25 protein-coding genes and 1 tRNA gene are annotated in these 24,974 nt (G+C 30.6%); 20 read left to right on the plus strand and 6 right to left on the minus strand.

The window, feature by feature from the left end:
- Positions 1-202: 202 nt before the first annotated feature.
- Entirely contained in the window at positions 203-1,480 is a 1,278-nt protein-coding gene (locus FH779_RS03465; RefSeq protein ID WP_180906065.1) for a hypothetical protein, read from the minus strand.
- A 387-nt stretch (positions 1,481-1,867) separates the two neighbouring features.
- Between FH779_RS03465 and FH779_RS03470 the strand changes: the two genes are divergently transcribed.
- From FH779_RS03470 to FH779_RS03505, 8 genes are all read left to right on the plus strand, one after another.
- Positions 1,868-2,410 (plus strand): phage tail protein, encoded by a 543-nt coding sequence (locus tag FH779_RS03470; RefSeq protein WP_244958014.1) that lies wholly within the window; start codon positions 1,868-1,870, stop codon positions 2,408-2,410.
- Between the two features lie 3 nt (positions 2,411-2,413).
- Positions 2,414-3,001 carry a phage tail protein gene (locus tag FH779_RS03475; protein ID WP_180906067.1) on the plus strand — a complete coding sequence of 196 codons (588 nt, stop codon included), beginning with the start codon at positions 2,414-2,416 and terminating at the stop codon, positions 2,999-3,001.
- Between the two features lie 5 nt (positions 3,002-3,006).
- Positions 3,007-3,591 carry a phage tail protein gene (locus tag FH779_RS03480; protein ID WP_180906068.1) on the plus strand — a complete coding sequence of 195 codons (585 nt, stop codon included), beginning with the start codon at positions 3,007-3,009 and terminating at the stop codon, positions 3,589-3,591.
- Between the two features lie 15 nt (positions 3,592-3,606).
- The gene (locus FH779_RS03485; protein WP_180906069.1) at positions 3,607-4,521 is read left to right on the plus strand and encodes a bifunctional UDP-sugar hydrolase/5'-nucleotidase; all 915 of its coding nucleotides are present in this window, start codon (positions 3,607-3,609) and stop codon (positions 4,519-4,521) included.
- Positions 4,522-4,534: 13 nt separating this feature from the next.
- On the plus strand, positions 4,535-6,718 hold the full coding sequence (locus FH779_RS03490; protein WP_180906070.1) for a hypothetical protein: 2,184 nt from the start codon (positions 4,535-4,537) through the stop codon (positions 6,716-6,718).
- Positions 6,719-6,724: 6 nt separating this feature from the next.
- Positions 6,725-6,979 carry a hypothetical protein gene (locus FH779_RS03495; protein ID WP_180906071.1) on the plus strand — a complete coding sequence of 85 codons (255 nt, stop codon included), beginning with the start codon at positions 6,725-6,727 and terminating at the stop codon, positions 6,977-6,979.
- A 212-nt stretch (positions 6,980-7,191) separates the two neighbouring features.
- The gene (locus FH779_RS03500; protein ID WP_180906072.1) at positions 7,192-8,034 is read left to right on the plus strand and encodes an alpha/beta fold hydrolase; all 843 of its coding nucleotides are present in this window, start codon (positions 7,192-7,194) and stop codon (positions 8,032-8,034) included.
- Positions 8,035-8,037: 3 nt separating this feature from the next.
- On the plus strand, positions 8,038-8,589 hold the full coding sequence (locus FH779_RS03505; protein ID WP_180906073.1) for a lipocalin family protein: 552 nt from the start codon (positions 8,038-8,040) through the stop codon (positions 8,587-8,589).
- Positions 8,590-8,665: 76 nt separating this feature from the next.
- Here FH779_RS03505 and FH779_RS03510 read toward each other — a convergent pair whose 3' ends face one another.
- Together FH779_RS03510 and FH779_RS03515 are read right to left on the minus strand one after the other, a co-directional pair.
- Complete coding sequence (locus FH779_RS03510; protein WP_038334091.1) at positions 8,666-9,217, minus strand: ferritin; 552 nt, start codon at positions 9,215-9,217, stop codon at positions 8,666-8,668.
- A 140-nt stretch (positions 9,218-9,357) separates the two neighbouring features.
- Entirely contained in the window at positions 9,358-10,326 is a 969-nt protein-coding gene (locus FH779_RS03515) for a helix-turn-helix domain-containing protein (RefSeq protein ID WP_180906074.1), read from the minus strand.
- A gap of 139 nt (positions 10,327-10,465) precedes the next feature.
- Here FH779_RS03515 and FH779_RS03520 point away from each other — a divergent pair, with 139 nt between their 5' ends.
- The 3 genes from FH779_RS03520 (at position 10,466) to FH779_RS03530 (ending at position 12,499) form a co-directional block, all read left to right on the plus strand.
- Positions 10,466-11,644 (plus strand): hypothetical protein, encoded by a 1,179-nt coding sequence (locus FH779_RS03520; protein ID WP_180906075.1) that lies wholly within the window; start codon positions 10,466-10,468, stop codon positions 11,642-11,644.
- A gap of 13 nt (positions 11,645-11,657) precedes the next feature.
- Complete coding sequence (locus FH779_RS03525) at positions 11,658-12,098, plus strand: transposase (protein WP_180906076.1); 441 nt, start codon at positions 11,658-11,660, stop codon at positions 12,096-12,098.
- A gap of 65 nt (positions 12,099-12,163) precedes the next feature.
- Positions 12,164-12,499 carry a helix-turn-helix domain-containing protein gene (locus FH779_RS03530; protein ID WP_180906077.1) on the plus strand — a complete coding sequence of 112 codons (336 nt, stop codon included), beginning with the start codon at positions 12,164-12,166 and terminating at the stop codon, positions 12,497-12,499.
- Between the two features lie 119 nt (positions 12,500-12,618).
- Here FH779_RS03530 and FH779_RS03535 read toward each other — a convergent pair whose 3' ends face one another.
- A complete protein-coding gene (locus tag FH779_RS03535; RefSeq protein ID WP_180906078.1) occupies positions 12,619-13,704 on the minus strand; it encodes an alpha/beta fold hydrolase in 1,086 nt (361 codons plus the stop codon).
- Between the two features lie 415 nt (positions 13,705-14,119).
- Here FH779_RS03535 and FH779_RS03540 point away from each other — a divergent pair, with 415 nt between their 5' ends.
- The 5 genes from FH779_RS03540 (at position 14,120) to FH779_RS03560 (ending at position 21,759) form a co-directional block, all read left to right on the plus strand.
- Entirely contained in the window at positions 14,120-16,894 is a 2,775-nt protein-coding gene (locus FH779_RS03540; protein WP_180906079.1) for a TonB-dependent receptor plug domain-containing protein, read from the plus strand.
- Positions 16,895-16,914: 20 nt separating this feature from the next.
- Complete coding sequence (locus FH779_RS03545) at positions 16,915-18,141, plus strand: DUF4876 domain-containing protein (RefSeq protein ID WP_180906080.1); 1,227 nt, start codon at positions 16,915-16,917, stop codon at positions 18,139-18,141.
- 108 nt (positions 18,142-18,249) lie between these two features.
- Positions 18,250-19,683, plus strand: a complete 1,434-nt coding sequence (locus FH779_RS03550; protein WP_180906081.1) for a DUF6850 family outer membrane beta-barrel protein — start codon at positions 18,250-18,252, stop codon at positions 19,681-19,683.
- 6 nt (positions 19,684-19,689) lie between these two features.
- The gene (locus FH779_RS03555; protein WP_180906082.1) at positions 19,690-20,841 is read left to right on the plus strand and encodes a cytochrome-c peroxidase; all 1,152 of its coding nucleotides are present in this window, start codon (positions 19,690-19,692) and stop codon (positions 20,839-20,841) included.
- A 537-nt stretch (positions 20,842-21,378) separates the two neighbouring features.
- Positions 21,379-21,759 (plus strand): hypothetical protein, encoded by a 381-nt coding sequence (locus FH779_RS03560; protein WP_180906083.1) that lies wholly within the window; start codon positions 21,379-21,381, stop codon positions 21,757-21,759.
- 49 nt (positions 21,760-21,808) lie between these two features.
- On the opposite strand, the gene FH779_RS03565 is transcribed toward FH779_RS03560, so the two are convergent.
- Both FH779_RS03565 and FH779_RS03570 read right to left on the minus strand, forming a co-directional pair.
- Positions 21,809-22,147 (minus strand): hypothetical protein, encoded by a 339-nt coding sequence (locus FH779_RS03565; protein WP_180906084.1) that lies wholly within the window; start codon positions 22,145-22,147, stop codon positions 21,809-21,811.
- 113 nt (positions 22,148-22,260) lie between these two features.
- Positions 22,261-23,013, minus strand: coding sequence for a tetratricopeptide repeat protein (locus tag FH779_RS03570; RefSeq protein WP_180906085.1), 753 nt, complete (start codon positions 23,011-23,013; stop codon positions 22,261-22,263).
- Positions 23,014-23,091: 78 nt separating this feature from the next.
- On the opposite strand from FH779_RS03570, the gene mce reads away from it, so the two are divergent.
- The 4 genes from mce (at position 23,092) to FH779_RS03590 (ending at position 24,948) form a co-directional block, all read left to right on the plus strand.
- Entirely contained in the window at positions 23,092-23,490 is a 399-nt protein-coding gene (gene mce, locus FH779_RS03575; protein ID WP_180906086.1) for a methylmalonyl-CoA epimerase, read from the plus strand.
- A 76-nt stretch (positions 23,491-23,566) separates the two neighbouring features.
- Positions 23,567-23,640 (plus strand) — tRNA-Ile (locus tag FH779_RS03580).
- A 171-nt stretch (positions 23,641-23,811) separates the two neighbouring features.
- Positions 23,812-24,534, plus strand: a complete 723-nt coding sequence (locus FH779_RS03585; RefSeq protein WP_180906087.1) for a hypothetical protein — start codon at positions 23,812-23,814, stop codon at positions 24,532-24,534.
- 114 nt (positions 24,535-24,648) lie between these two features.
- Positions 24,649-24,948, plus strand: coding sequence for a helix-turn-helix transcriptional regulator (locus FH779_RS03590; protein WP_072929972.1), 300 nt, complete (start codon positions 24,649-24,651; stop codon positions 24,946-24,948).
- Positions 24,949-24,974: the final 26 nt, after the last annotated feature.

Here is a 24,974-nt window from a genome sequence, read left to right on the forward strand (position 1 = left end):
TGTATTTTTTTTTAAGTTTAATTAATTGTTTTTAAGTTGTTTAGTTTTTGTTATTTCGGAAAAAATCCCATACATGAATTTATCTTTTTTTATTTAAACAAATTATGGTTGTTATTTTTTAAGTTCAATATTTCATGTGGTATGAATTGTTACAGATACGGGATTTTTTTATCCCGTATTGTAACTTAATAGGTTTGTTTGGTTAAAACATTCTGGTAATTCGGCAGTACCATTTTCGAACATTATCGGCATTATTTGTCGTGTCCATATTATCAATGGTAAAAGACATTTCTACTTTGTACCATTTATTTCCTTCGAGGATAAAATCAAAATTATATCCTTCGGTATTATTTGAGTATGTAACCGCAGTACCTGGAGTCGAAACTCCTTTTACCATATTTACACCATATCCTAAATACATTCCGTTATCAAGATTCTGATAACCATTAGGAGCTAGGATGACATTCGCATCACCACGTCCTTCTTGGGAGGTCATTCCCATCCACCAAAATTTTTGAGCTTCATTACTTATATTGTATACTCTAGGCACAATGGATACAGGACCTGCGGAATTAGAACTTGAGATTGCGAAAGCATCAAACTGAAAAGTGTCTTCAATCGTTGGCATTTTATCTCCATTGCTGCTTAATAAAACATTGGAAAGACTTGCTAAAACCCCTGTTCCACTAAAATATTCTGATTCGCCTCGAGAAAGTTCATTTTTTCCTACAGTAGCAGAACAAGATTGTCCAAAAAAATCTATTGCAAATTCTGCGGTATTTGGAGATGAACCAGAAGGAGTTCCAGTTATTGAGTATATTAGTTGACCAACTCCATATTCTAAATCACCATATTGTAATGTAGCTGTAAGACCAGTTATTCCTGTAGAAAGTATTGGCGAACCAGCAGGATAAGATCCTCCATTTCCTCCTGAATAAGGAATTACTAAAGTTCCAATATAAGGAACTCCTTGTTCGAATTTTTTTGGTGTGATATAAGCTAAACTACAATCTAATTTGTTAATTGAAGGAGAAATACTACTTCTTGTAGAAAATTTAACCCATTCGGTTCCGTTCCAATAGAGATAACCTTCTGTTGTTAATCCTCTTTTTCCTAAGTTGTAAATTAGCAATCCTATAGCAGGATTGGCTATTGTGGTTTGGTCTGTATTGCTTTCTAACGAAACTTTAGGACCTAAAAAACCTCTTTTGTTGCCATTAGAGGCACCATCTGTATTTACATCCAAAATAGCTGATGGATCTGGAGATATTGTTCCAATTCCAACACTACCAGAAGACGTAATTACAAAGTCATCTGAAGCTTGTAAAGGATCTGGAATTCCTGTTTTTGGATTTGTTGTTTCGGGAGAAGATTTACCATCTACATTAAAAATTCCTTGAGGATTTTCTGTATTAATCCCTACTTGCCCGAACGAGAGGACAGAGAATAAAGTTGTAAAAAGGAAAACGCTTTTTTTCATACTTTTTGTTTAGTTTTAAAATAATGTGCAAACCTATTGGCTTTTATTTTTTGAGGAAAGAGATTGACTACGGCAAAGCTACTTTATGGCATACGACATGGCTACTTTATTGTTTTTAGTTGGATTGTATTTTTTATCTGTTATAAGGTTTTAACAATGTAATTTGTTTATTTTTAATCATTTATTCTTTATTATTTCGGAAAAAATATTATTTTATGAATTTGTCCCCCCTATTTGTCCCCCCTCTAAAAGTTGAGCTCATTCTATAATTTGGTAAATTTATAACGCAATTTATATAGGTTGCCATTCTACTCTCTCCTTCCTATTAAATAGGATAATTCAAAAACTTTAATTTATATGTACGAAGGAACAATTGGTGAAATTCGGATGTTTGCAGGTCCGTATGCTCCTAGGAATTGGGCTTTCTGCTATGGACAAATTTTGTCTATTAATCAGAATCAAGCTTTATTTAGTATACTGGGAGCGATGTATGGAGGAAATGGCGTAACAACATTTGCCTTACCGGATTTTAGAGGCCGAATTCCTGTAGGGTTTTCAAATGAAATTTCTTTAGGGAAAACGGCAGGTGAAGAAACGCATGCCTTAACCTCTACAGAAATGCCTGCGCATCTACATCTTGTAGAAATAAAAGGTAATCATTTTAAGGTAAGTGCGAAGGGTGCTACTCAAGCAAGGATTACATCAGGCTCTAGTTTGGCTGCACCTGTTGAATCAAGAGGTCGTATGAAAGTTCCTACACAAGGTTTTGTACAGACAGAACCAAATGTGGGGCTGAATAGTAACTCCGTTGATTTAGGAGATGTTACACTAGAACCACAAGGAGGAAACCAGGGACATGAAAACCGTATGCCTTCTTTAGGGATGAATTATGTGATTTGTTTATTTGGAATCTATCCATCAAGAAATTAATTTATGGACCAAACGATAGGAGAAATTAGAATGTTTGCGGGGAATTTTGCCCCTTTAGGGTGGATGCTTTGCCAGGGACAATTATTGTCTATAAGTGAAAATGAAGCGTTATTCGCTGTTATAGGAACGATTTATGGCGGAGATGGTATTTCTACTTTTGCTTTACCAAACCTTGCTAGCCGTGTGGCAGTTGGAATGGGACAAGGATTGGGATTAAGAAGTATTATTTTGGGTGAACAAGTAGGGGCAGAAAGAGTAACACTTATGGCTACTCAATTACCTCCTCATACTCATGTCGTAGATAAGAATTCGGTACAAGTAACAAATGGAATTGCGAGTAATATGTTATCTACTGCACACGAACCAACAAAAGGAAAAAGTTTGGGTGTTGCAACAAATAATGGAATTTCAACTTTAGGGTATAATCAAGAAGTACCTAACACGACATTACATCAAACATCCTTGAGAAATGAAGATTTAACGAAAACAACTTTACCAGTTGGAGGAAATCAGCCCCATAACAATATGCAACCTTATTTGGGGATTAATTTTATTATAGCAATAGAAGGAAATTTTCCTTCGCAAAATTAGAATTTATGGAAGAAGCTTATATAGGAGAGGTGAGATTATTTGCTGGCAATTTTGAACCAAGAAATTGGGCATTTTGCCGTGGTCAATTAATCGCTATTAGACAAAACACGGCCTTGTTTTCAATATTAGGAACAACATACGGAGGAGATGGTATTAACACTTTTGCTTTGCCAAATTTTATTAATCATGTGGGAATAGGTGTAGGACAAGGACCTGGGCTTTCTGCAAGAGTATTAGGTGAAACAGGAGGAGAAGAAAATGTAACATTATCGACACAAGATATGCCATCTCATATACATGGAGTTGTGATGACGGATCAACCAAAGTTAAAAGTTAGTTCGTCTCCGGCTACGCAAACGACACCTATTACAGGTTCATCAATTGCTCAGCCTGGTTTTTTGGTAAACGGTTCTTTTGCTCCAACAATGGGGGTGAATTTAGAAGAACCTGTAGTAGAATTAAATGCGAATATAGACATGAAATTTAGAACACAGGTTTCAGGTGGATCAATTCCTCATAATAATATGCAACCTTATATTGGGATGAATTATGTGATTTGTTTATATGGAATTTTTCCTCAAAGATGGTAATTAAATAAGAAAAATATGGAAAGTAATAGACGTTCTTTTCTGAAACATACCGCATCCTTAATGGGGATTTCGATGTTGAATCCTTCGTTGAAAGGGTTGGCTAATGTTTCAAAAAATATACAAGGATTAACAGATGATTCGCATCTCACGATTTATCAAACCAACAATATGGATCAGTCAACAAATCGTTCCATTTACAGTCAAATTAAAAGCGAGCTCAATGATCAACCAACAAATGGAATTTTATTGGACGCAGGTAATTTATTTCGATTAGAACAATTAAATAAATCAACCTTTCAATCTATTAATTCTGTTGGTTATCATGCAGTTGCTTTAAGTAATAATTATTTGAAATTAGGCGTTAAACCCTTTTTAGATTTAGCAAAATCTTTTGATTTTCCATTTGTGAACTGTAATTATTCTTCACAAGAAAAAGATTGGAATGAAGTTATTCTCCCTTATGTGATTTTGCATACTAAAGAGTTCAAAATTGGAATAACTGGGGTTGCTGAAAGTGTTTCTAATGCTTCAATTCGTGTTGATAATCCTTATAATGCAGCCAATCGAATAGCAAAAAAATTAAAAACAGAAGATCAATGTGATTTGGTCATTTGTTTATCACAATTGGGAATGGATAAAAGTAAATGGAATAGCAAAGATTTAGCTCTGAAAAGTAAAGAAATTGATTTTGTTTTGAGTTCGGTGCAAGGACAGAAATTTAATTATCCGCATATCTTAAAAAATAAAAAGGAACAAGAAGTAATATTAACGCAAGGCGGAATGGGTGGAGAATTGATCAGTAAGAGTAGTGTTGTATATTCTATGCAAAAGGATAGAATTAGTTTCGAACATGCATTTATTATGCCAGCATCCTCTTTTGCGAAATCAACAGAAATTCACGGAAAAGTAAAAGAATTACGTAATGTATAATATTAAATTTGTTATGAAAAAAAATCTACTTTATTATAAATTTACGATTCTATTTTTCTTTGGATTCGTTTTTTCTTTAGCTCAAAATTTACCTTATACAGAAGATTTTGAACATGCTACAAATGATAGTTACTCTTTTACTAGTAATGGAAAGCTATTTAAAATAGAAAGTTCTCCTACATCTCGTTATCCGCAAGGAACATTTCGTGTACAAGGAAATTATCCTGGTACAGGGTGGAATGGTTTAACAATAGATAATAAATACATTGATAATGACGGTGCAGCAGAATTTGGAGTTAATCCAAGTTTTAAGCTTAAAAGTGAGGGATTTAATTTTACTTCGCAAAATTTTTATCTTTTTTTAGCTGATTATAATTTACAGCAATTTCCTTTTATTACGCCTGTACCAATTATAATTAATGGAAAAGAGAATGGGACAATTATTTTTACAGCAGTTTATATTCCTTTAAATGCTCTTATGATGAATGGATATATTCAAGTTAATTTGAAAAACATAAATGGAATAGATTATTCAAATTATGTAATCAATGAACTTGAAATTTCTACAAGTAATCCGGCAAATTATGTTGGGTTAGATGCATTTACATGGACAGAAGTTACTCCGTCTTTGCCAACGATTTGGGAAAATGGCGTTTGGAGTGATGGAGAACCAACACTTACCAAAGATGCCATACTTAGAGCATCATATCCACATGATTTGGTTGCTAAAACACTCACATTTGAGGCAGATGTAACTGTTCCTTCAGGCGTTACATATACAGTTGATCGAAACGTTAGCAATACTTCTCATCAGGTTGTTTTTGATCATGGTGCTTATTTAATGCAACAAAATGACAATGCTGTAAACATAGGAAATATTAGTTTCAAACGTCAATCAGAGCTAATTTATCGCTTAGAAACCTTGGATTGGTCTTCGCCTGTTTTGGGACAAAATATTTTGGCTTTATCCCCTAAAACATTACAAAATCGTTTTTATCGCTATGACGAGTCTACCAATGATTGGATCGCAAATATTAATGCAGCTGATATTTTTCAAAAAGGGGAATACATTGCGTTTAGAGCGCCAAATAATTTTAATAATTATGGAGAAGGTGTTGCAAAACCATTTGAAGGTACTTTTACAGGAGTTCCGAATAATGGTTCTGTTTTAATGATGTTAACAAAGAATAAATTTGGTAATAATGCAGTTGGTAATCCTTATCCATCTCCAATTGACTTGAAGAAAGTTATATCATTCAATTCAGGAATGTCAACTATTTCGAATGTCTTTGTTTGGACACATAAAAAACCAATCGTTAATGGAGAATTTTCTGGAGATAATTGGATGATTTACAATGACCAAATGGGATGGAGTGACCCTACAGTAACCTCAACAACAATAGGTGTTGGACAAGGTTTTATTGTACAAGCAGAAAGTAAAGTAGTCTCACCAACACCAACATCAATACCATTTATTTTTAATAATGGTATGCGTGTTACGGGGAACGAAGTGATTTCATATAAAACGAAAGAAGATGATAAATTTTGGTTGAGTTTAAAACAAAATAATGAAACGTTAAATTCGACTCTTATTGGGTATAAAGAGGGTTCATCGAAACAATATGAAAAGGTTTTTGATGCAGAACCCATGCAAGTCTATCCTGGTATTTATTCGATGATCGATCAAAAAGAAATGTCTATTCAAGGTAGAGGAGCTGAGTTTGATGAAAAAGACCAATTTGATTTAGTTGTTAACATCTTAACTGCTGAAAATTACACGATTTCGTTGGCGAAAACAAATGGAATTTTTTCGCAAGGACAATCTATTTACTTAGTTGATAAAGAATTGAATAAAATCACTGATTTATCAAAAGGGGATTATAATTTCATCAGTGATAAAGGTTATTTTGCGAATCGTTTCGAAATAGTTTATACAAACAGTTTATTGCATACAACTGATTTGAATGAAAAAAATAAACTAAATGTTTATACCGAAAATCATATAGTTCATATCCAATCAACTGAAAAATTAAAAACTGTAAAAGTTTATAATCTAGAAGGTAGCTTAGTAAAAAGTATATCTTCTTTAAATACATTTGAGACGCATTTTGATTTATCAACGTCTACTAAAATTTATGTTATTTGGGTTGAATCTTATGATGGAACTAAAATTTCTAAAAAAATAATTGTAAAATAATGTACGATGAAAAAACAATTAAAAAACATTTTATGTGGAAGTTTATTTTTATTGCTTCCCTTTACAAATCTACATGCAGAAGATGGAAATTCTAGTATTAGTTTTTTTAGTGAAGACACTTCGAATACAAATCCTGGAGGACACGATCCTGGAGATGATCCTGTAGATGGAACACCTATAAATTCATATACAATAGTTTTGTTATTTACAGCTGTTGTTATAGGTTATTATGGAAGAAATAAATTAATAAGAAATCATTAAAATTTTTGTATTTTAATTATGAAAAGTCTGAGTTTTTCTCAGACTTTTTTGTTTTAATTATTGACTCTTCTTTGGATATTGTTGATTAGAAAATTATTATTTTTTTACAACAGTTACAAATGTTAAACCTTTTGAAATGTGATTATTGGCTTAATGCTTGTAGTGAAGTATAGAAGACTACCATTAAAAATAAATCACAAAAAATAATTACTATGGCGAAATTAAAAAGAAAGGACTATAACATACATTATGTAGATTATGGTAATAAAATGGCGCAACCTATTGTTTTGATACATGGTTGGCCACTTAGTTTGCAATCTTGGGAATATCAAATTCCAAAAATTGTAGATGCGGGTTTTCGTTGTATAGCATATGATCGTAAAGGTTTTGGAAAGTCTTGCGCAACTTGGGACGGTTATGATTATGATGCTTTAGCAGAAGATTTACATGCTTTGATTGATGAATTGCAATTGAAAAATGTTGTGTTAGTTGGTTTTTCTATGGGAGGAGGAGAAGTAGTGCGCTATATTGTGAATTATGGAAACAAAAATATTTCGAAAGTAGCTTTAATTAGTTCGATCATTCCTTTGGTAAAACAAACAGCTGATAATGAAAATGGTGTTCCGCAGAAAAATTTAGATGAAATTGTACATCAACTTCAAACTAATCGATTGGAGTTTTTAGATGGTTTTCATAAAGGTTTTTATAATTACGGATTATTAAAAAAATCAGTGAGTAAAGAACAATTAGATTTTGATTTTTCTGTTTCGTCTCATGCTTCACCTGTTGCGACTTTGAAAGCTGCTTTGTCTTGGATGGATACCGATTTTAGAAAAGAATGCCAAATGATTGATGTTCCGACTTTAATTATACATGGAAAAGAGGATCAAACTGTTCCTATAAAAACTGCTGGCGATCAAGCTTCTAAATTAATCCCGCATGCCACTTATATTGTTTACGAAGATGCTCCTCATGGTTTAAATATTACTCATAAAGAGCAATTGAATATGGATTTAGTTGAGTTTTTGTTAAATATAGAACACGAAAAAGAATAAATTATGAAGCAATTAAATAAAAAGATGATCTCAGGTTTAGCATTAGCAGGTTTGGGAGGGTTGACATACGCTTGGTTGAATTGTCGAAAAGTTAAAATCCCGGATTATGTTACAGCGGTCGAAAATTTTGATCCGCAACAATACATGGGAAAGTGGTATGAAATTGCACGATTAGATTTCAAATACGAAAAAAATATGAGTCATGTAACTGCGACTTATTTTTTGAATAAGAAAGGTGTAATAGAAGTTCATAACAGAGGTTTTGATTATAAAGAAAACGAATGGACAGAAGCTCATGGAAAAGCTAAGTTGAATGGAGAAGAGGGGAAAGGAGCTTTAAAAGTTAGTTTCTTTGGTCCATTTTATTCAGGATATAATGTTGTGTTGATGGATCCCGATTATGAAACGGCTTTGGTTTTTGGTGAAAGTCATGATTATATGTGGATTTTATCACGACAAAAAACAATTTCGGAAGCAACAAAACAAAAGTTTCTTTTGTATGCAGAAGAAAAAGGATATGCGATAGAGGAACTTACTTGGACTGTACAAGAATAAGTTGATAAATATAGTTTCATCTCAAAGGGCTAATTTCTTTTAAGAAATTAGCCCTTTGAGATGAATGATGAATATATTATTCTGCTAATGGATTAATTTGATCTGCTGTCGGAAAATCTTGCCCCGTATTACCAATCGTTTTGTTTAAATCAAATTTTGCAGCATCAGACATATTAGCACCACCTGCTAATTTTGCTTTGTCTAATAAATCGAGTGCTAATTTTTCTTCTTCACGTTGTTCAGCAACCAACCATTGTAAGAAATTCCATGTAGCCCAATCTTCTTCTTCCATACTCATTTTTACAATTTTGTAGATGGATTCGGTATTTTCGATTTCTTGTTTTAAAACAGCTTGAAAACACTCTAATACATTTTTAGGTTCAGGTCCAGGTTTTTTAATGGCTTCAATTTTTACAGTTCCACCACGTTCTTGCACATATTCTATAATTTTAGCCATATGTACGCGCTCTTCCTGAGAGTGTTTCATCATAAAATTTTTGACTCCGTCCAATTGATTTTCGTCTGCCCAACATGCAAGCATTAGATAAATTTGTGCCGAAAAAGCTTCTAATGTAATTTGATCATTTAGTGCTTTTTGTAATGTTTTAGAAATTCTTGTTGTATTCATTTTTAAGGGGTATTTAAGTTGAAAATATTGAATGGAATTTTCGCACCAAACCCGTTTTTTGAATGTTAATACTTTCTAAAATATTGATATTTAGATTCGTTTTAATTCTTTTTATATATCTTGAAGACTTGAAAAATTATTTAAATATAGTTTTTGATAAACTCGGAAGGTGTAATTCCTTCTAAATTTTTGAATACTCGGTTGAATGTTGATTGATTCGCAAAACCTGCTTCTGAGTATATATAAAGTAATGTCACTTTATTCAAATCACTATTTATGATTAAATCTTTCGCGTATTGAATACGATAAGAATTTAAATAATGATTAAAATTGGTAAACCCTTTTGATTTTAATGAAGTGGATAAGTATTTAGAATTGATTTTTAATTCAACACTAAGTTGGGATAACGAAAAATCTTTTGCTTTAAAAAGTTCTTTTTCTACTATAATTTGGTCAATTTGACTGAAAATTTCATTGCATTTATCTTCATTTAGTTCGTAAGAAGATACGATTTTTTTAGGATTGGATTCTTCATCTAACGCTAATTTATTATCATTTTCTTTGTTCCTTACTTGTTTGATTTTGTTTTGGTAATAAATCAAAACATATAATATAATTCCATTAAACAGAAGGTTTAAAAAATCAGTTATTTTAATGATTTTTTTGTCAAATACTTTTGTATCATAATCAATACAATAGGCCATTGCCAAAGAAAATATTAATACAATAATGGTATAATAGGTAAATTTTTTTGCTTTTTTTGGAGAGAAAAATATTTGAGCACCAAATGGTAATGGAATAAGCCATACTAAAAGGACTAAACCATAAGACCAAAAATTAAGTATAGAATAAATAAGTAATAATGGTGCAATAATCAAATAAATAGTAACTACTTTCTCAATATTGAAACTCTTTTTGATTAGAGAGTAAGTATAAAAAATAAAAATAAATTCGATAAGCGGAAAATATATAATCATCGAATTTCTATTTTGTTCTAACAAATAGAAGATTAGAAAAAATACAACTTGAAAAGCAAGCATCAAATAAATGTAGCTCCTGATTAGTTGTTGTTTATATTTTTCGATCACTTTATTTTTCAGTGTATTCATAAATTTATATAGTTATTTTCTGAAAATAATTAATATAATTCATTGTTTTTCAGTTGATTGATTTTGTTTAAATGAAATTCTGTAAGTGATTTATTGTAAAATAAATTATTTATATAAAATTTAAAACAACCAATTTATTATGAAAAATTATTATCTTTTTTTACTATCACTTTTGATTGGTAGTTATGCTTATAGTCAAGTAGGTATTGGAACTAATCAGCCTGATGCTTCTGCAGCATTAGATGTAACTGCAACCAATAAAGGAATTTTAGTTCCTCGAGTTACACTAACTAGTAATACCCTGCAATTGAGTAGTGCTGCTAATGCTACAGGTTTGTTGGTATATAATATAGGAGGAACTGGAGCTCTAGCTGGAGGCTATTATTTTTGGAACGGAAGTGAATGGCGTACAATAGACAATACTACATCTGCTGTGCCTACTATTGGAAGTATACAATGTACTTCTGCATCTCTTACTCCTAGTACCTATATTGCAGGAACTCCTTATACTGGGAATTTGAAAATTAATTATACGAATGGAAATGGAGCAACTTATCAAACAGGAGCTTCTAAAACAGTGAATGGGCTTACCTTTAAACTACGTGCTGGTAAATTGGAATATGGAAATGGAGAATTGGTTTTTTCTGTATCAGGAACCCCTACAGTTTCGTCTCCAGTAGCAACAACAATTCCAATTGATAATACAATTATACCTTTTTTAGATAGCAGTATGACTTGTAGTGCAACTGTTGGTGAAGTAGAAAATGCTGATATCTCTCAAAGTGCTTCTATTGGTCCTCTTTATTTAAATGTTGGAGAAAAACTTGGAGGTCTTGATGTTTATCATCGTTTTGTTACTTCGCCTGATGGAAAATTTTCAGTTCGTGTAAAAATAGAAAAAGGCTATAGTTTTGGTTCGGCTGATATTAATATTCGTAGTAATGTGGGTACACCGACGATTATGTGGAATAATAGTACACAATATGTTACAAGTGGTAATATTGTATATGGAGATAATGCAACAACTTTTTCTGCGCAAGGTTTATGGAGCGGAAATGGAGGAGGAAGTGGTTCAACTTTTTCAGGAGGTTTCAATTCTGCATGGTCTGATCCTGATGTGTATTATGGATCACCAGAGTATCGTCGCTATACATGGACAACAACAGATTCTTCTGATAGAACAACATATATTTTTACTTTTATGTTAGGAGCACCTTCACCAAATAATCTTGCTAACGATACTAATTGTCCATTACCTGCAGGTATTTGTACAAGTACAAAAGCATTCTTAAAGATAGAACAAATAAAAGCTCCATAAAAAATTATAATAGATGTCACTGTACAATAATATTCATATTGGCTCTTTAATCAAACAATTGGTAACAGAAAACGGGATAGAAATGTCCCGTATTTGTAACTTTTTACATTGTACTGAGAATGAAGTGTTGGATACCTATACTTCAAAAGAGATCGATACTTCTACTTTATTAAAATGGAGTAAGTTGTTGGAATATGATTTTTTCAGAATTTACAGTCAACATCTTATTTTATATGCACCTTTTAATAATCGTTACCTCAAAGAAAACGAAAATAAGACTGAGGGACTTCCCTCTTTTCGAAAAAACATTTATACAAGAGAAATCATAGACTATGTTTTGAAGAAAATACGTACAGGTGAAATGAGTAAAAGTGAAGTATTAAAAAAATACAATATACCAAAAACTACCTTACATAAATGGATTGAAAAATATGATATCCAACAAGAGGAATAGCCTACTAACAATTCTTACTACTGATTCTTTTAAAAAAAATCAGTAGTTTTTTAAATTTTATCGCAATGGGAAAAATTAATTATAAAGCACTTTACCTTGATATTTTGAATGAAACCTGTCCAGAAAAAAAATCATTGTGTGATGAAATTTTAAATAAATCAAGCCTTACATCTATGGATGTTATAGCACTGAATAAAATCATTTTTAACAATTCTGTAGAAACTCACAGTGCTAATCAGAAATTTAAATCTTATAGTGAAGAGGATATACAATTTTATTTAGATTATCAAACACGAAATAAGTTGAACAATAGTGAATTGGCACGTATATTCAATATGAGTCGAAATACTGTTCATAAATGGAAAGAAAAAAGATTATTAATAAAGAGAGGTGATATTTGAGAAATGTAAAAAATATTTTATACAATATATTTGAAATCTCGAACTGATAGAAGGATGAGGTTCTGCACTTCGGCTAACATAGTACCCGAGTTTAGAATCACATCAAGTTTTGATTTTGTTTACTTGATTATTTTATATTTTTTCAAAAACATATTAATGTCATTTACTACTTCTTGAGGCCTTTCATCTTTTACACCATGCCATGTTTTTTCATATACTTTATGGGTAATAAATTGTGGATGCTCTTTGGTTAGTTTTTCATTTTCAATTTTGAAATCAAACCAATCATTGGAGTTAATGGGATCAAAAATTAGCATAGGATTGTCTAAGTTTCGATAAATAATTTTCGGATTTAATTGATGTGTAGATGCACCGAAAGCCGTTTTTGAGGTAAAAGGTGCATAAATAATTGCAATATTTTCTTGAGCAGTATTTTCTCCAGTAAGCTCTTCTGCACCAGGGTTTATTTCAAATTTACCTAACTTATTCTCTTTAATTCTAGCATATGAAGTAAAAATCTCTTTTTTAAGTTTTTTATCTTGCTTTCCTTTTATCCCCCAATTGTTGTACATGTACCAATATGCATCAAATTGAGTGTCAAAAATCAATGGTTTTTTAGAACTATAATATTGTTTTATTTCTTCAATATCTTTTTGTATCTCTATGGCATTAACATTATAATCCCATGCTACAGAACCACCATCTTCTAAGATCAATGCTTTTACAGCAGATGGATAACTGTTGTAAAAAGCTGATGAAATAGTTCCTCCAATAATTGCATTTTCAATTTTGAGTTTATCCATTAAGAATTTAATATCATCTGCTACATCATAAATGCTAACATTTTTTTTGGGAATTTCTGTGAAACCATGACCATAATAATCTATCGCAATCACATGTAAATCCATTTTTACAAGTTCTTCTACAATTTCATAAATTTCATAGGCATTGCTGTATGTACCATGGATCCAAATTAAGGTAGGATGTTTCGTATTTCCCCATTCCAAATAATGTATTTTCGCATTTTTTGTTTGTATATACTTTCCATATTGTTTCTCATACTTTTCAAATTCAGGTTTATAAGTGTTAAAAAGAGTTATCTGATTTAATGAGTCTTTTTTCGCCTGTCCAAATCCAGAAAAAGTAATGAAGAAAATCACAATTAAACTGAATAATTTAGTAGTTGATGTTGTTTTATCTCTCATTGAAATCCAAATTAAATTTTAAATAAATCTACTTGTTTTTCTTGTACATATGTTTAAAATACCTTGTAAATATTTGTATTTATATAGATTAAAGACAAATAGCACATTTACAAGTAAAAAAAATGCTATGGACATTTTAATTTTGATTTAGTTAATTATTAAAAAAATATAGAATTATTTTTTTTAATATGAATGTGATTTACAATAAAGTTTATTTATATCATAATTATATTTATGATTAAAAATTTATCCTTTTTATCAATATTGCTGGGATGATTTACCCGAGAAGTACAAATTGTATCAATACAAAATTGTTCATGTAATACTCCTTTTTTAACCTTTATTAATAATTAGTCTAAATAAATTGTTAATTATTTAGAATAATTCTATATTCGCACTCTAATTTGAGAAGAGAATGTTAGGTAATTTATTGGAGAAGTTTAGATATGTGCTTGTAGTTGTAGTTTTTAGTGCAAATGCAAATGCTCAAAATATCAATCAGCAATTAAAATTACATGTAATAGACAGTGATAGTATAGCATTACAAGATGTAAATGTTATTATCAACAATAGTAAATCTATTCGAACAGATAAAAATGGAGTTGCCGAAATAACTTTACCAATTGGTAATTATAGTTTAAAAATTTCTCATATAGCATATGAAGATAATAATGTTAGCATAGATCTTACCAAAAACAGAACGTTAACATATGTACTTGTCTCTAAAGAAATTGCTTTACAAGAAGTTGTTTTTACTGCAAAAGAAGACAAAGGATTGACATCTAAATCTGTAATAGATAGAAAAGCAATGGAACATCTACAACCATCTAGTTTTTCTGATTTGATGGAGCTTTTACCCGGTGGATTAGCCAAACAACCTAATCTTACAACGACTAATGTTGCTTTGATTAGAGAAAGTTCTGAAAGACCAACTGTAGGTGGTTATGAAACATCGTCTTTAGGAGTACAGTTTATGGTGGATGACAATATTATCAATTCCAATTCGGATATGCAACGTTCGTTAAATCAACTTGCATTTTCTTCAGCTCCGAAATATAGAAATACGATTTCGACAGGGATTGATATGCGAAGTATTTCGACGAATGACATAGAAAAAGTAGAGATAATACGAGGAATTCCGTCGGCTGCTTATGGTGATCTGACCTCTGGATTAATTAAAATAGAACGAAAAATAGGTGTAACTCCTTTACAAGCACGTGTTAAAGTAGATGGTTTTAGTAAACAATATTATGTAGGTAAAGGATTTAGTCTACGCGATAATTGGAAGTTGAATACATCTGTCGATTTTCTAAACGCAAAAGAAGATCCAAGCGATGATCAAGAGAATTATCAGCGCGTTACAGCATCATTGCGATCTGATTTAAAAACTAAATTATGGAATAATCCGTTGAGATGGAGATCTAATTTAGATTTTTCTAGCACTTTAGACAATGTTAGTATTGATCCAGATAATGCTTATGCACCAACAGATAGGTATAAATCTTATACAAGAAAATTTACAGTTACAAATAATTTTACATACGAACTTCCTAAAAAATCATTTTTTGATTTAGTAACTCTAAATACATCTATTAGACAAGGTTTTGATCGTATAGAACAAAGACAGTTTATTCAATATTCGGGACCAAGAGCCTTACCATTATCAACTGAAGAAGGAGAAAGTGTAGGGATTTTTGCAGCAACTAGTTTTGTATCTGATTATATGACAGATGGTAAACCTTTGGATTTGAATGCACAATTACAAACAACTGGTAAAAAGAGTTTTATAGGCTTAATTAACACTTACGAACTTGGATTAGATTGGCGTTATAGCAAAAATAATGGTAGAGGAGATGTGTATGATGTTACACAGCCTCCATCTCCTAGTATGACTACGCGTCCTAGAGCATTTCGTGATATTCCTGCAACACAAAATATTGCTGCTTTTATTGGAGATCGTATCGATTATAAACTAAATAAACACTCATTTACATTATATGGAGGTTTACGTATAAGTAAGCTTTTAGGTGTGGATAAATCTTATACGATAAGTGATAAGGTTTTTGCAGAACCACGTCTTAATTTTCAGTATGGATTACCACAATTCATGATTGCAGGAAAACCACTTCAAATTGATGTAACAGTAGGATATGGATTATTCTATAAGCAACCAACGACTTATTATTTATATCCTAATAAACAGTTTACAGACTATGTTCAGTTAAATTATTATCATGATGATGCACGTTATCGCTATATAAATTATATGACGTATGTACAATCATTAGAAAATAAAAATATAACTGCAGCAAAAAATATTAAGAAAGAAGTTAGAGCAGATTTTTCTTATAATAAACATAACTTCTCGATTACCTATTACAAAGAAAATATGAACAATGGTTTTCGACCATTTAATAATTTCAGAGTTAATTCATATAAAAAATATGATGCTACGAAAGTTGATCTTAACAATTGGACAGCAAACGGACCAGATTTAACAAATGTGCCATACACTATTGTAAGAGAACATGCAGCTTTTACAACGATAGAGAACGGAAGTGTGACGGATAAAGAAGGAGTAGAATTTCAGTATAGTACACCACGTTTCAAAGGTATTAATACACGATTTACCTTAAGTGGTGCTTGGTTTAAAACAAAATATTACAATGATATTCCTATTTATGAAAAACCAAATGTGTCTATAGGAGGAGTCATAGGATCTTTCCCGTATATAGGAATTTATGAAAATGATGATACGTATAAAATATCTAATCTAAATTATAACTTGATGATGGATACGTATATTCCAAGTTTAGACTTAACGTTTTCGGCATCTGTTCAAGGTTCTGTTTTTGATCATAAGATTCGAGAGAAAATTATCGCATTTCCAACATATTATATTGATTTAGACGGAATGATAAAACCGTATACAGAAGCTGATAAAACGGATATATACAAACAACATTTGGAAAGAAATAAAGCAACTTCAGAACCATTATCTGAAAAGAAAAGTTATACAATTAATGTCAATTTTAAGGTCACAAAAAGTATTTACAAAGCTCTACGAGCTTCGATGTTTGTGAATCAACTATACAACTATATAAATCCCTATTATTTCAATAATGTAAAAGTAGAGATGGTAAATAAGAGTACACCTTATTTTGGTGTTGAAATGAATTATAATTTTTAAAATATATTAAATAGAAACATATGAAAAAAAGAGTTTTATTACTAAGTTTTTTAGCTATTTCAGCTTCATATACATTGGTATCATGTTCTAATGATGATGATTTTGGTACAGAAATCGTACAAAACAGTACGTTGACTTTATCATTTAAAGGAGAAAATATTTCTACATATAAAACTTTAGAAGTTGAAGTAAAAGAATTAAATACAGGTGCAACGTCTACTAAAACAATAGATGGTACCAACGCATATACACTAGAATTACCTAAAGGATCTTACAAAGTTACAGTAAATGGTACAGTTGTTACAACAGCTAATGAAGAGGTAAAAGTAGGTGGTTCGTCAGCAATAGATGTTAAGAATACAGCAGAAAATCTAACTATCGAATTGTTTGTAAAACAGTTTAATGAAGATTTTATTATCGAAGAGGCTTTTTATACAGGAGTTAAAACACCAGAAGGAAAAAATTATAATTCGAGCCGTTATTTTAAAATCACAAATAATACGGATAAAGTATTATATGCAGATAAATTAATTTTAGCACAATCAGAATTCTTAACGCAAGTAGATAATAACGTTACACCTTATCATCCAAATACAGCGTTTGCAGTAAAAGGAGTAATGGTATTACCAGGAAATGGAACAGATTATCCTGTACAACCAGGTGATTTTATTGTAATTGCAGATAATGCTGTCAATCATAATGCGATAACGAGCACCGCTTTTGATTTGAGCAAGGCAAATTTTGAATTTCCATCAGAAAATCCTGCTTTAGGGCAAGTAGATAATCCTAGCGTGCCTAACGTAAGTGTTATTTATTCGCAAATGAATTACAATATGTTTTTCTTACATAGTAGTGGAGTAGAATCTTATGTAATTGCTCGTTTTCCAGAAGGAGAAAGTTCAACGACTTTCTTAGAAAAATATAAATATAGTTATGAATATGTCAATTCGGCAGGTAACATTACAAAGAAAAATACATACGAAATTCCTAACTCATGGATCGTAGATGGAATGAACAATAGTGTGCCGGATAAATTTTTACATATCTTGACATCACCTACAATTGATGCAGGTTGGACAGGAGTTGGAGAGTTTTGGAATGATGCCAATCGTTTAGGAAAATCTGTTCGTAGAAACATTTTAGGAAAAATGGAAAATGGAAAAAATGTTTATAAAGACACAAATAATTCTACGGTAGATTTTATCAAAAACTCTGAACCAAGTTTAAAAAATGGAATTGTTCATTAATTAAAATAATTTGTTTTGAAAATTTTAAATAGCTTTCGTTTTTTATTGATCATCTTGTTTACGTCAAATTATATAAGTGCACAAGACAGTCTTTCACTTTTTCAAAATTTGAAGAATCAATATGATTCTGAAAGAGATTTTAAAGTAAATATTTTCTATAATCCAGCTAATATGCTGGATTATAGTTCTTCTTCATTTTCAGAGTTATATGTGGATTATTACAATCAAAAAGATAAAATATATCGACAACAAAACGGATCAGAAAAACAAGGATTTGGTGTGATTACTAATTCTTATCAGAAACTGAACAAAAATAAAGTACTTTGGGGTAGTGCTTCTTATCAAAATCTAAAAACAAAACGTATAAAATATAATGAGAATTTAGATTTTGATCGAGTAGCTCCATATATTTCATCCGATTCTGTTGGAGGAGATTTGGAAATTGAAAAATACCAGTTTTCAGGTGGTTATTCTCAAAAGATTAATCAAGTAACCTTAGGTGCTCAAGCTAGTTATAATGCACAATTGGGAGCAAGAGCTAGAGATCCTAGAATAAATAATACGACTTCTGAATTGAATTTGAAAATAGGACTTAAATATGCTTTTTACCGTAATTTCGATGTTTCATTATATGCCGAAGGTGAACGATATTTACAAAATAGTAAAGTTAGGTTTGCAAGTAAAATAGGACAGTCATTAGTGTATCAAATGACAGGATTTGGATTTTACAACAGTCTATTCAGTGGGGGTACAACTTCATTAACAACAGTTCACGAAGAATATGGTTATAAGTTTGGTGGAGGAATTAATCATAAAGAGGGAAAGGATTTTTATATTTTAGCTCATATTGGTCAATCTAATATGCTGAAGAGTTATAGAGGAACTAGCAATAGATTTTATGACTTATCTGATTTGAATAAAGATTATTTTGAAGTAGAAGGAGCAAAATTTTTCCAAATTGCTGATCATAGATTAGGTGTAAAACTAAATTATTTGTCCAACCAAACTACAGGAAAAGAATATGGTTATACGAATAATACACAATTATTAGAACAAATCTACAAGCGATTGTCATATAAAAGAGATGAGACGATAACTAGTTTTTCGTTGTTATACTCACTAAACAAAGAGAAATTTAGCTTATCAGCCCTGCCATATTTTCGTATGCAAGAAATAAAAGAGCAGCGAATAAATCCATATAGTGGACAAAAATTTGACTACTCAATAGTTGGATTAATCGTTGATTATAAACATAAAATAGCAAATAATCAGGTTTTAACTTTTCGACCATTTTTTGATATAAAATCTGTCACTTCTTCTAAAAATGCATTAACAACGATCGATTTATCTTTTTTGAACAATTGGATTAATCAAGATTATAATTATTTAGCAAGTGATATTCAAACGTTAGGAGCTAGTTTACGATATGACATCAAAGTAGAAAAAATACCTGCTTTCTTTGTAGAGACTGGATTTAGTAATTCAAGAATTCAATCAAAAAATAATAACTTTTCTACTGTTATGGTAGGAATTACATTCTAATATAAAATGAAAATAAAACTAGTTGTTACTTTCATCACACTTTGTTCTTACTTTTTACTAAGTTTTGCCCCTATTGTAAAAAATGATCTTAATTATCTCCAAGATCCTACAATACAAGATATTGTAGAAAGTTATAAAAAGAATATCAGCTTTTGGCCTAAACCAACTATTGATAAAGGAGTAGAATGGAAAGAATTTAGTTCTATAAAAAGAGATTCTGCATATTTTGTGACACAAGATCAACCAATTGTTATATTAGGTAAGATGTTGTTTTTTGATCCTAAACTTTCAGGTTCTAATCAGATATCATGTAGCTCTTGTCATGATCCAGAAATGGGTTGGACAGATAGAAGAAAAGTATCTTTAGGAAATAATCATTTAGAAGGTACTCGAAATACTCAATCTTTGTATAATATAGGAGAAAGAACTTCTTTTTTTTGGGATGGACGCGCTAATACACTAGAAGATCAGGTTAGTGGACCATTATCAGCATTTCATGAAATGGATATGGATCTAAGTAAATTATCAGAAAAAATCAATCAATACAAAGGTTATAAAAAACTTTTTAAAGATGCTTTTGATGACGAAATTGTAACAAACGAAAGAATAGCTAAAGCACTTGCAAGTTTTCAAAAAACGATAAAAAGTCAACCCAGTCGATTTGATCGTTTTATAGATGGAGATTATAAAGCCTTATCAGATCAGGAGATTTATGGTATGCATTTGTTTCGTACAAAAGCACGTTGTATGAATTGTCATAATGGAAAATACTTAACAGACGAATCTTTTCATAATATTGGATTGACATATTATAAACGAAAGTTTCAAGACTTGGGACGGTATGAAATCACAAAAAATGCAGATGATGTTGGGAAATTTAAAACGCCATCTTTACGTGATTTATTAAATACCAGACCATGGATGCATAACGGATTTTTTGATGATTTGGACGGATTGATTAATGTATACAACAGCGGAATGCACATGATAGATCCTACTCCAGAAAAAAAAGCGGCTGATCCTTTATATCCATATACAGACCAATTATTGCAACCTTTGAATTTGACAAAAGAGGAAAAAACTGCTTTGAAATCTTTTTTAGAAGCTCTAAATGGTTCTAAATTTAAAATGGATCGTCCGAAATTTCCTCTTGAATAAATATTTTTTCTAAGTTCTAAGTTGCTACAAAATTTATGAATGAAAAAGGATGTAAAATAAAAGTATTACCTAAACTCGTAGGAGATTATCCTCTTAATATCAAATTAAATACTACGCTAAGAATAACAAAATCGGTTGCTAAAACTGATTAAAATATTAATAAGAAAAATATGTGAAGCGTAAAAATAACACCCCTATAATCTCCTCAAGGGGATGTTTTTGATAGAATTCCCCTGTTGAGCGGGGTTAGGGGAGTGCGGGATTGAGGTTAAGGTTAAGATTTTTCAATACGTTGAAATGATACGTTAGATGCGATCTTGAAACGAGTTCAAGATGTTAATATTTATTTGTGATTCAGAATGCAGCGTTAGCGAAATGAATAATCTGAGATTCCTAGACAAGCTCGGAATGACAATAATGTCAAGTTGAATTTAATTTCGCATAAAAAGAGGAAGATTTTCTATTGAAATGATAAATAGGTAACATGATAAAAGTGAACAATCAGAAAAAAACTTTAATTTTGCCAAAATTTATAAGATGGAATTTGTTCAGGATAAGGAAGAAGTTTTTGATAACGTCGAGTTGTTTTTGGAAAGTCTAGAAGTTGGAACCGAAGATGATAAAAAGAAATCGATTCAGTTAATCAAAAAATCGAAAACATTTTTGGTGATTGATGCGGATGAGGTGATGGTTTTTGCGCCAAGCACATTTATTGGAATTAAAGAAAATAACATTCAGCAGTTTACAGGGAAGTTATTGGAGCACGAAACCAATCCTGTTCTAACGAGATTGTTTGGTTCTACACCGAAAATTGATAAAACTTTGGACGAATTATTTTTAGATTTTTGTGATGAAATAGAAATTAATCGCAATGATGTTGGGCTTTCGCGCGACTATTGGATTATAAAAGATATGTAAAAAAAAGAGCTTTTCATCTACAACTGAAAAGCTTTTTTCTCTTAAAAGGCTAAAGAATAACATTGATTTCTGCTTTGCAAATGGGTTTTATTCCAGCCAAAGCGCCATCAATTTCGCACTTTAACAATCCGCTTCCGCCACCATAATGATGAATTTGCTTTATCGTAGGGAAATAAGTGCTTATCCATTCCTCCATTTTCTCTACTTCCGAAGCACCAATTCCACTACTGTATAATATTATTTGGATATTGTTTGTTGATACATATCCTTTTAATTCTTCTTGTGAGCAGGTACAAAATGCCTTCCAGTTTTCATTCTTGTTGATGACACGTTCCAAAGTGTCTACAATTTCTTTGTTTTTACCATAAACGGCGATTTGTACTTGCATATCAGATTAATTTTAAAGCAAAGTAACGACACAACGCATGGTCTAACATTGATTTACGATAAGAAATGAAAAGACATAAAAAAATCGTTCCAATTCGAAACGATTTCTATGTTTTATTGTTGATTTTCTAATTGAGTTAATCTTTCGGCAGCCAAATAAAATTCAGGATTCAACTGCAATGCTTTTTTGTATTCCTCTACAGCTTCGGCTTGTTTCTCAAATTTTTCTAAGATTGCGCCTTTGTTGTAATATGACAAGAAATGATTTGGATTTAATTCGATTGATTGATTAAAATCGTTTAATGCATTTTCTAAATCATTCAACACAAAATAAGTATTTCCTCTGTTGTAATACGATAAGAAATGTGGTTTCATTTCGATCACTTTCGAATAATCTTCGATTGCTTTATCCAATTGTTGCAATTGATCGTAACAAAATGCACGGTTGTGGTAACATGATTCGTAATCTGGATTAATTTCTAAAGCTTTATTGAAACATTCGATAGCCTCATCGTATTTGTTCAAATTCATCAACACATAACCTTTTTGGTGATAAGCTACAAAGCTAGCTGGATCAATCTCGATCACTTTATCAAAATTTTCTGCTGCTTTTGTTGGATTATATTGATTGAAATTTGCCATTCCTCTGTAGAAATAGAAGTTTGGATTTTTATCATCTAATTCAATTGCTTTATCAAAATCTTTGATTGCATCTGTATTTTGTTTCATGTAATATTGGCTCAATCCACGACCGAAATATGAATTTGCCACTTCTATTTGACGCTTAATCGATAATGTAAAATAATCAATCGCTTTTCTATACTGACCTTTGCGGAGATATTGACTCCCATCTTCATAAAAACTCATAGTTCAATATTACAACAAACTCTTTAAATTTTAAATAAAAAATTTTAGAAAAGTTTATCTTTACGCAAAACAACACACATGAAAATAGAACATTTAGGGATTGCCGTAAAAGATTTGGGATTATCGAATGAATTGTTCGAAAAATTATTAGGAAAAGCGCCTTATAAAGAAGAAGCAGTGGAGTCGGAAGGTGTGAGAACCTCTTTTTTTGAAGTAGGTGAATCGAAGATCGAATTGGTCGGTTCTGAAAAAAATGATAGTGCTATTGAAAAATATTTAGAAAAAAATCGCGAAGGAATTCACCACATTGCTTTTGGCGTAGATGATATCGAAGTCGAAATAGAGCGTCTTAAAAATCAAGGGTTTACTTTTATTAACGAAACGCCAAAATTAGGAGCAGATAATAAGCGTATTGTTTTTTTACATCCTAAAACAACAAATGGCGTATTGGTAGAGCTTTGCGAAGATGTAAAATAATTTTGAAGTTCAAAAAAATAGCTTTAATATTGCAAACGAATTAGGTGATAGCTTCCTTTTTATTGCTTAATTCTCTGGTCCTATAACTCAGCTGGTTAGAGTAGCTGACTCATAATCAGCAAGTCGTTGGTTCGAGCCCAACTGGGACCACTTTATTGAAAATCAGACGTTTACAGTTGTGTAAGCGTCTTTTTTTTGACTTCATTTTAACTTATCAGTACAACATTAGTACAACACATTAATCTGATTCAAAGATAGTTATAATTTTCATTTGATTGCATTTTTAGTATATTTATAGAAATAATTCAAAACTAATCTAAAATGATCTTAGGAATAATTGATAAATATTTCATTGTAGCAGAAGATTTATATAGAATAAGAATATTGTCTAAGAATAATATTGAACGATTCTTAATGTTGATATATTTTCCTTTAATTATATCATCTTTAATCCTTACACAAACAAATCTATCTCCGTTACTAATTTTAGTAATATCTTCATTAGTATTAGTCGTTCCAGCAATATATTATAAAATCTTTTTTTTATATATTAATTTAAAACGTAATATAAAAAATATTCAATTTGAAAAAGGAGTTGGTGATTTATCTACTGCTGTTAGTATTGATTTTAAGCCTTGTAAAACTAATGATATTGATAACACATTTATTTTTAAATTATTTGACAGAAATACTATCTTTTATAAACCTAAAAAAATTAAAAGCAAAAAAGTAATCGATCAATTAAGAGTTTTTTATAGTGAAAAATCAAATCATTATTTTGAGAAATATGATTATGAACTTGATTATTTTATTGACTTAATTTTTAAAAGCAAAACATTAAGTCTTAATGAGCGTATTAAGTTAGATTCAGAACTTAAAGGAATATCAATTAAAATATTATTGAAAGACTTAAATCAAATAACAGGAATTTATCAGTCAGAATTAGCCAAGCTATTTTATATTGAAACAAAATCTAAAAGATTTAAAAATATTAATACAAAATCTATAAATTCTGCTTATTCTCAGTTAGATATGGATGAGTAAGGTTAATTATTTTTTTGATTTTAGATATTAATGTTTAATAATATGGGTTAATTTATCACTTTCATTCGCTTTCATAAATACTAATTTCGGCATAATAATTCAAACAAATTTATTATGTCAGAAATTAAATTACTACAAGAGCTTCATGAGATGAAGACTCTTATTAAACAGAACTACATTAATGATAAACCGATCCTAACTTCTAAGGAATTGGAGTATTATCTTGGATTTTCGTATTCAACAATTTCAAAACTTACTTCGTGTAAATTAATACCATTTAGTAAGCCGACTAATGGTGCTCTTTTCTTCTCTAAAGAAAAAATTCATGAATGGATAGATAAACATTCTATTCAGTCTGAAGATGACGCAGAGAAGTTATATCAATCCTATAACAAAAAAAGAAAAAGCAAGTAAATCCCCACTTACTTGCTCAATTATTT

It is taken from the genome of Empedobacter falsenii, from assembly GCF_013488205.1.
GTDB classification, from domain to species: domain Bacteria; phylum Bacteroidota; class Bacteroidia; order Flavobacteriales; family Weeksellaceae; genus Empedobacter; species Empedobacter falsenii_C.

What these genes read in the sequence shown, in the direction of transcription:
- FH779_RS03525 (WP_180906076.1), top strand. Translation starts at nt 11,658, where the DNA reads ATGTCACTGTACAATAATATTCATATTGGCTCTTTAATCAAACAATTG.
- FH779_RS03535 (WP_180906078.1), bottom strand. Translation starts at nt 13,704, where the DNA reads ATGAGAGATAAAACAACATCAACTACTAAATTATTCAGTTTAATTGTG.
- FH779_RS03515 (WP_180906074.1), bottom strand. Translation starts at nt 10,326, where the DNA reads ATGAATACACTGAAAAATAAAGTGATCGAAAAATATAAACAACAACTA.
- FH779_RS03585 (WP_180906087.1), top strand. Translation starts at nt 23,812, where the DNA reads ATGATCTTAGGAATAATTGATAAATATTTCATTGTAGCAGAAGATTTA.
- FH779_RS03490 (WP_180906070.1), top strand. Translation starts at nt 4,535, where the DNA reads ATGAAAAAAAATCTACTTTATTATAAATTTACGATTCTATTTTTCTTT.
- FH779_RS03500 (WP_180906072.1), top strand. Translation starts at nt 7,192, where the DNA reads ATGGCGAAATTAAAAAGAAAGGACTATAACATACATTATGTAGATTAT.
- FH779_RS03565 (WP_180906084.1), bottom strand. Translation starts at nt 22,147, where the DNA reads ATGCAAGTACAAATCGCCGTTTATGGTAAAAACAAAGAAATTGTAGAC.
- FH779_RS03505 (WP_180906073.1), top strand. Translation starts at nt 8,038, where the DNA reads ATGAAGCAATTAAATAAAAAGATGATCTCAGGTTTAGCATTAGCAGGT.
- mce (WP_180906086.1), top strand. Translation starts at nt 23,092, where the DNA reads ATGAAAATAGAACATTTAGGGATTGCCGTAAAAGATTTGGGATTATCG.
- FH779_RS03555 (WP_180906082.1), top strand. Translation starts at nt 19,690, where the DNA reads ATGAAAATAAAACTAGTTGTTACTTTCATCACACTTTGTTCTTACTTT.
- FH779_RS03520 (WP_180906075.1), top strand. Translation starts at nt 10,466, where the DNA reads ATGAAAAATTATTATCTTTTTTTACTATCACTTTTGATTGGTAGTTAT.
- FH779_RS03590 (WP_072929972.1), top strand. Translation starts at nt 24,649, where the DNA reads ATGTCAGAAATTAAATTACTACAAGAGCTTCATGAGATGAAGACTCTT.
- FH779_RS03470 (WP_244958014.1), top strand. Translation starts at nt 1,868, where the DNA reads ATGTTTGCAGGTCCGTATGCTCCTAGGAATTGGGCTTTCTGCTATGGA.
- FH779_RS03540 (WP_180906079.1), top strand. Translation starts at nt 14,120, where the DNA reads ATGTTAGGTAATTTATTGGAGAAGTTTAGATATGTGCTTGTAGTTGTA.
- FH779_RS03465 (WP_180906065.1), bottom strand. Translation starts at nt 1,480, where the DNA reads ATGAAAAAAAGCGTTTTCCTTTTTACAACTTTATTCTCTGTCCTCTCG.
- FH779_RS03480 (WP_180906068.1), top strand. Translation starts at nt 3,007, where the DNA reads ATGGAAGAAGCTTATATAGGAGAGGTGAGATTATTTGCTGGCAATTTT.
- FH779_RS03545 (WP_180906080.1), top strand. Translation starts at nt 16,915, where the DNA reads ATGAAAAAAAGAGTTTTATTACTAAGTTTTTTAGCTATTTCAGCTTCA.
- FH779_RS03495 (WP_180906071.1), top strand. Translation starts at nt 6,725, where the DNA reads ATGAAAAAACAATTAAAAAACATTTTATGTGGAAGTTTATTTTTATTG.
- FH779_RS03560 (WP_180906083.1), top strand. Translation starts at nt 21,379, where the DNA reads ATGGAATTTGTTCAGGATAAGGAAGAAGTTTTTGATAACGTCGAGTTG.
- FH779_RS03570 (WP_180906085.1), bottom strand. Translation starts at nt 23,013, where the DNA reads ATGAGTTTTTATGAAGATGGGAGTCAATATCTCCGCAAAGGTCAGTAT.
- FH779_RS03530 (WP_180906077.1), top strand. Translation starts at nt 12,164, where the DNA reads ATGGGAAAAATTAATTATAAAGCACTTTACCTTGATATTTTGAATGAA.
- FH779_RS03475 (WP_180906067.1), top strand. Translation starts at nt 2,414, where the DNA reads ATGGACCAAACGATAGGAGAAATTAGAATGTTTGCGGGGAATTTTGCC.
- FH779_RS03510 (WP_038334091.1), bottom strand. Translation starts at nt 9,217, where the DNA reads ATGAATACAACAAGAATTTCTAAAACATTACAAAAAGCACTAAATGAT.
- FH779_RS03485 (WP_180906069.1), top strand. Translation starts at nt 3,607, where the DNA reads ATGGAAAGTAATAGACGTTCTTTTCTGAAACATACCGCATCCTTAATG.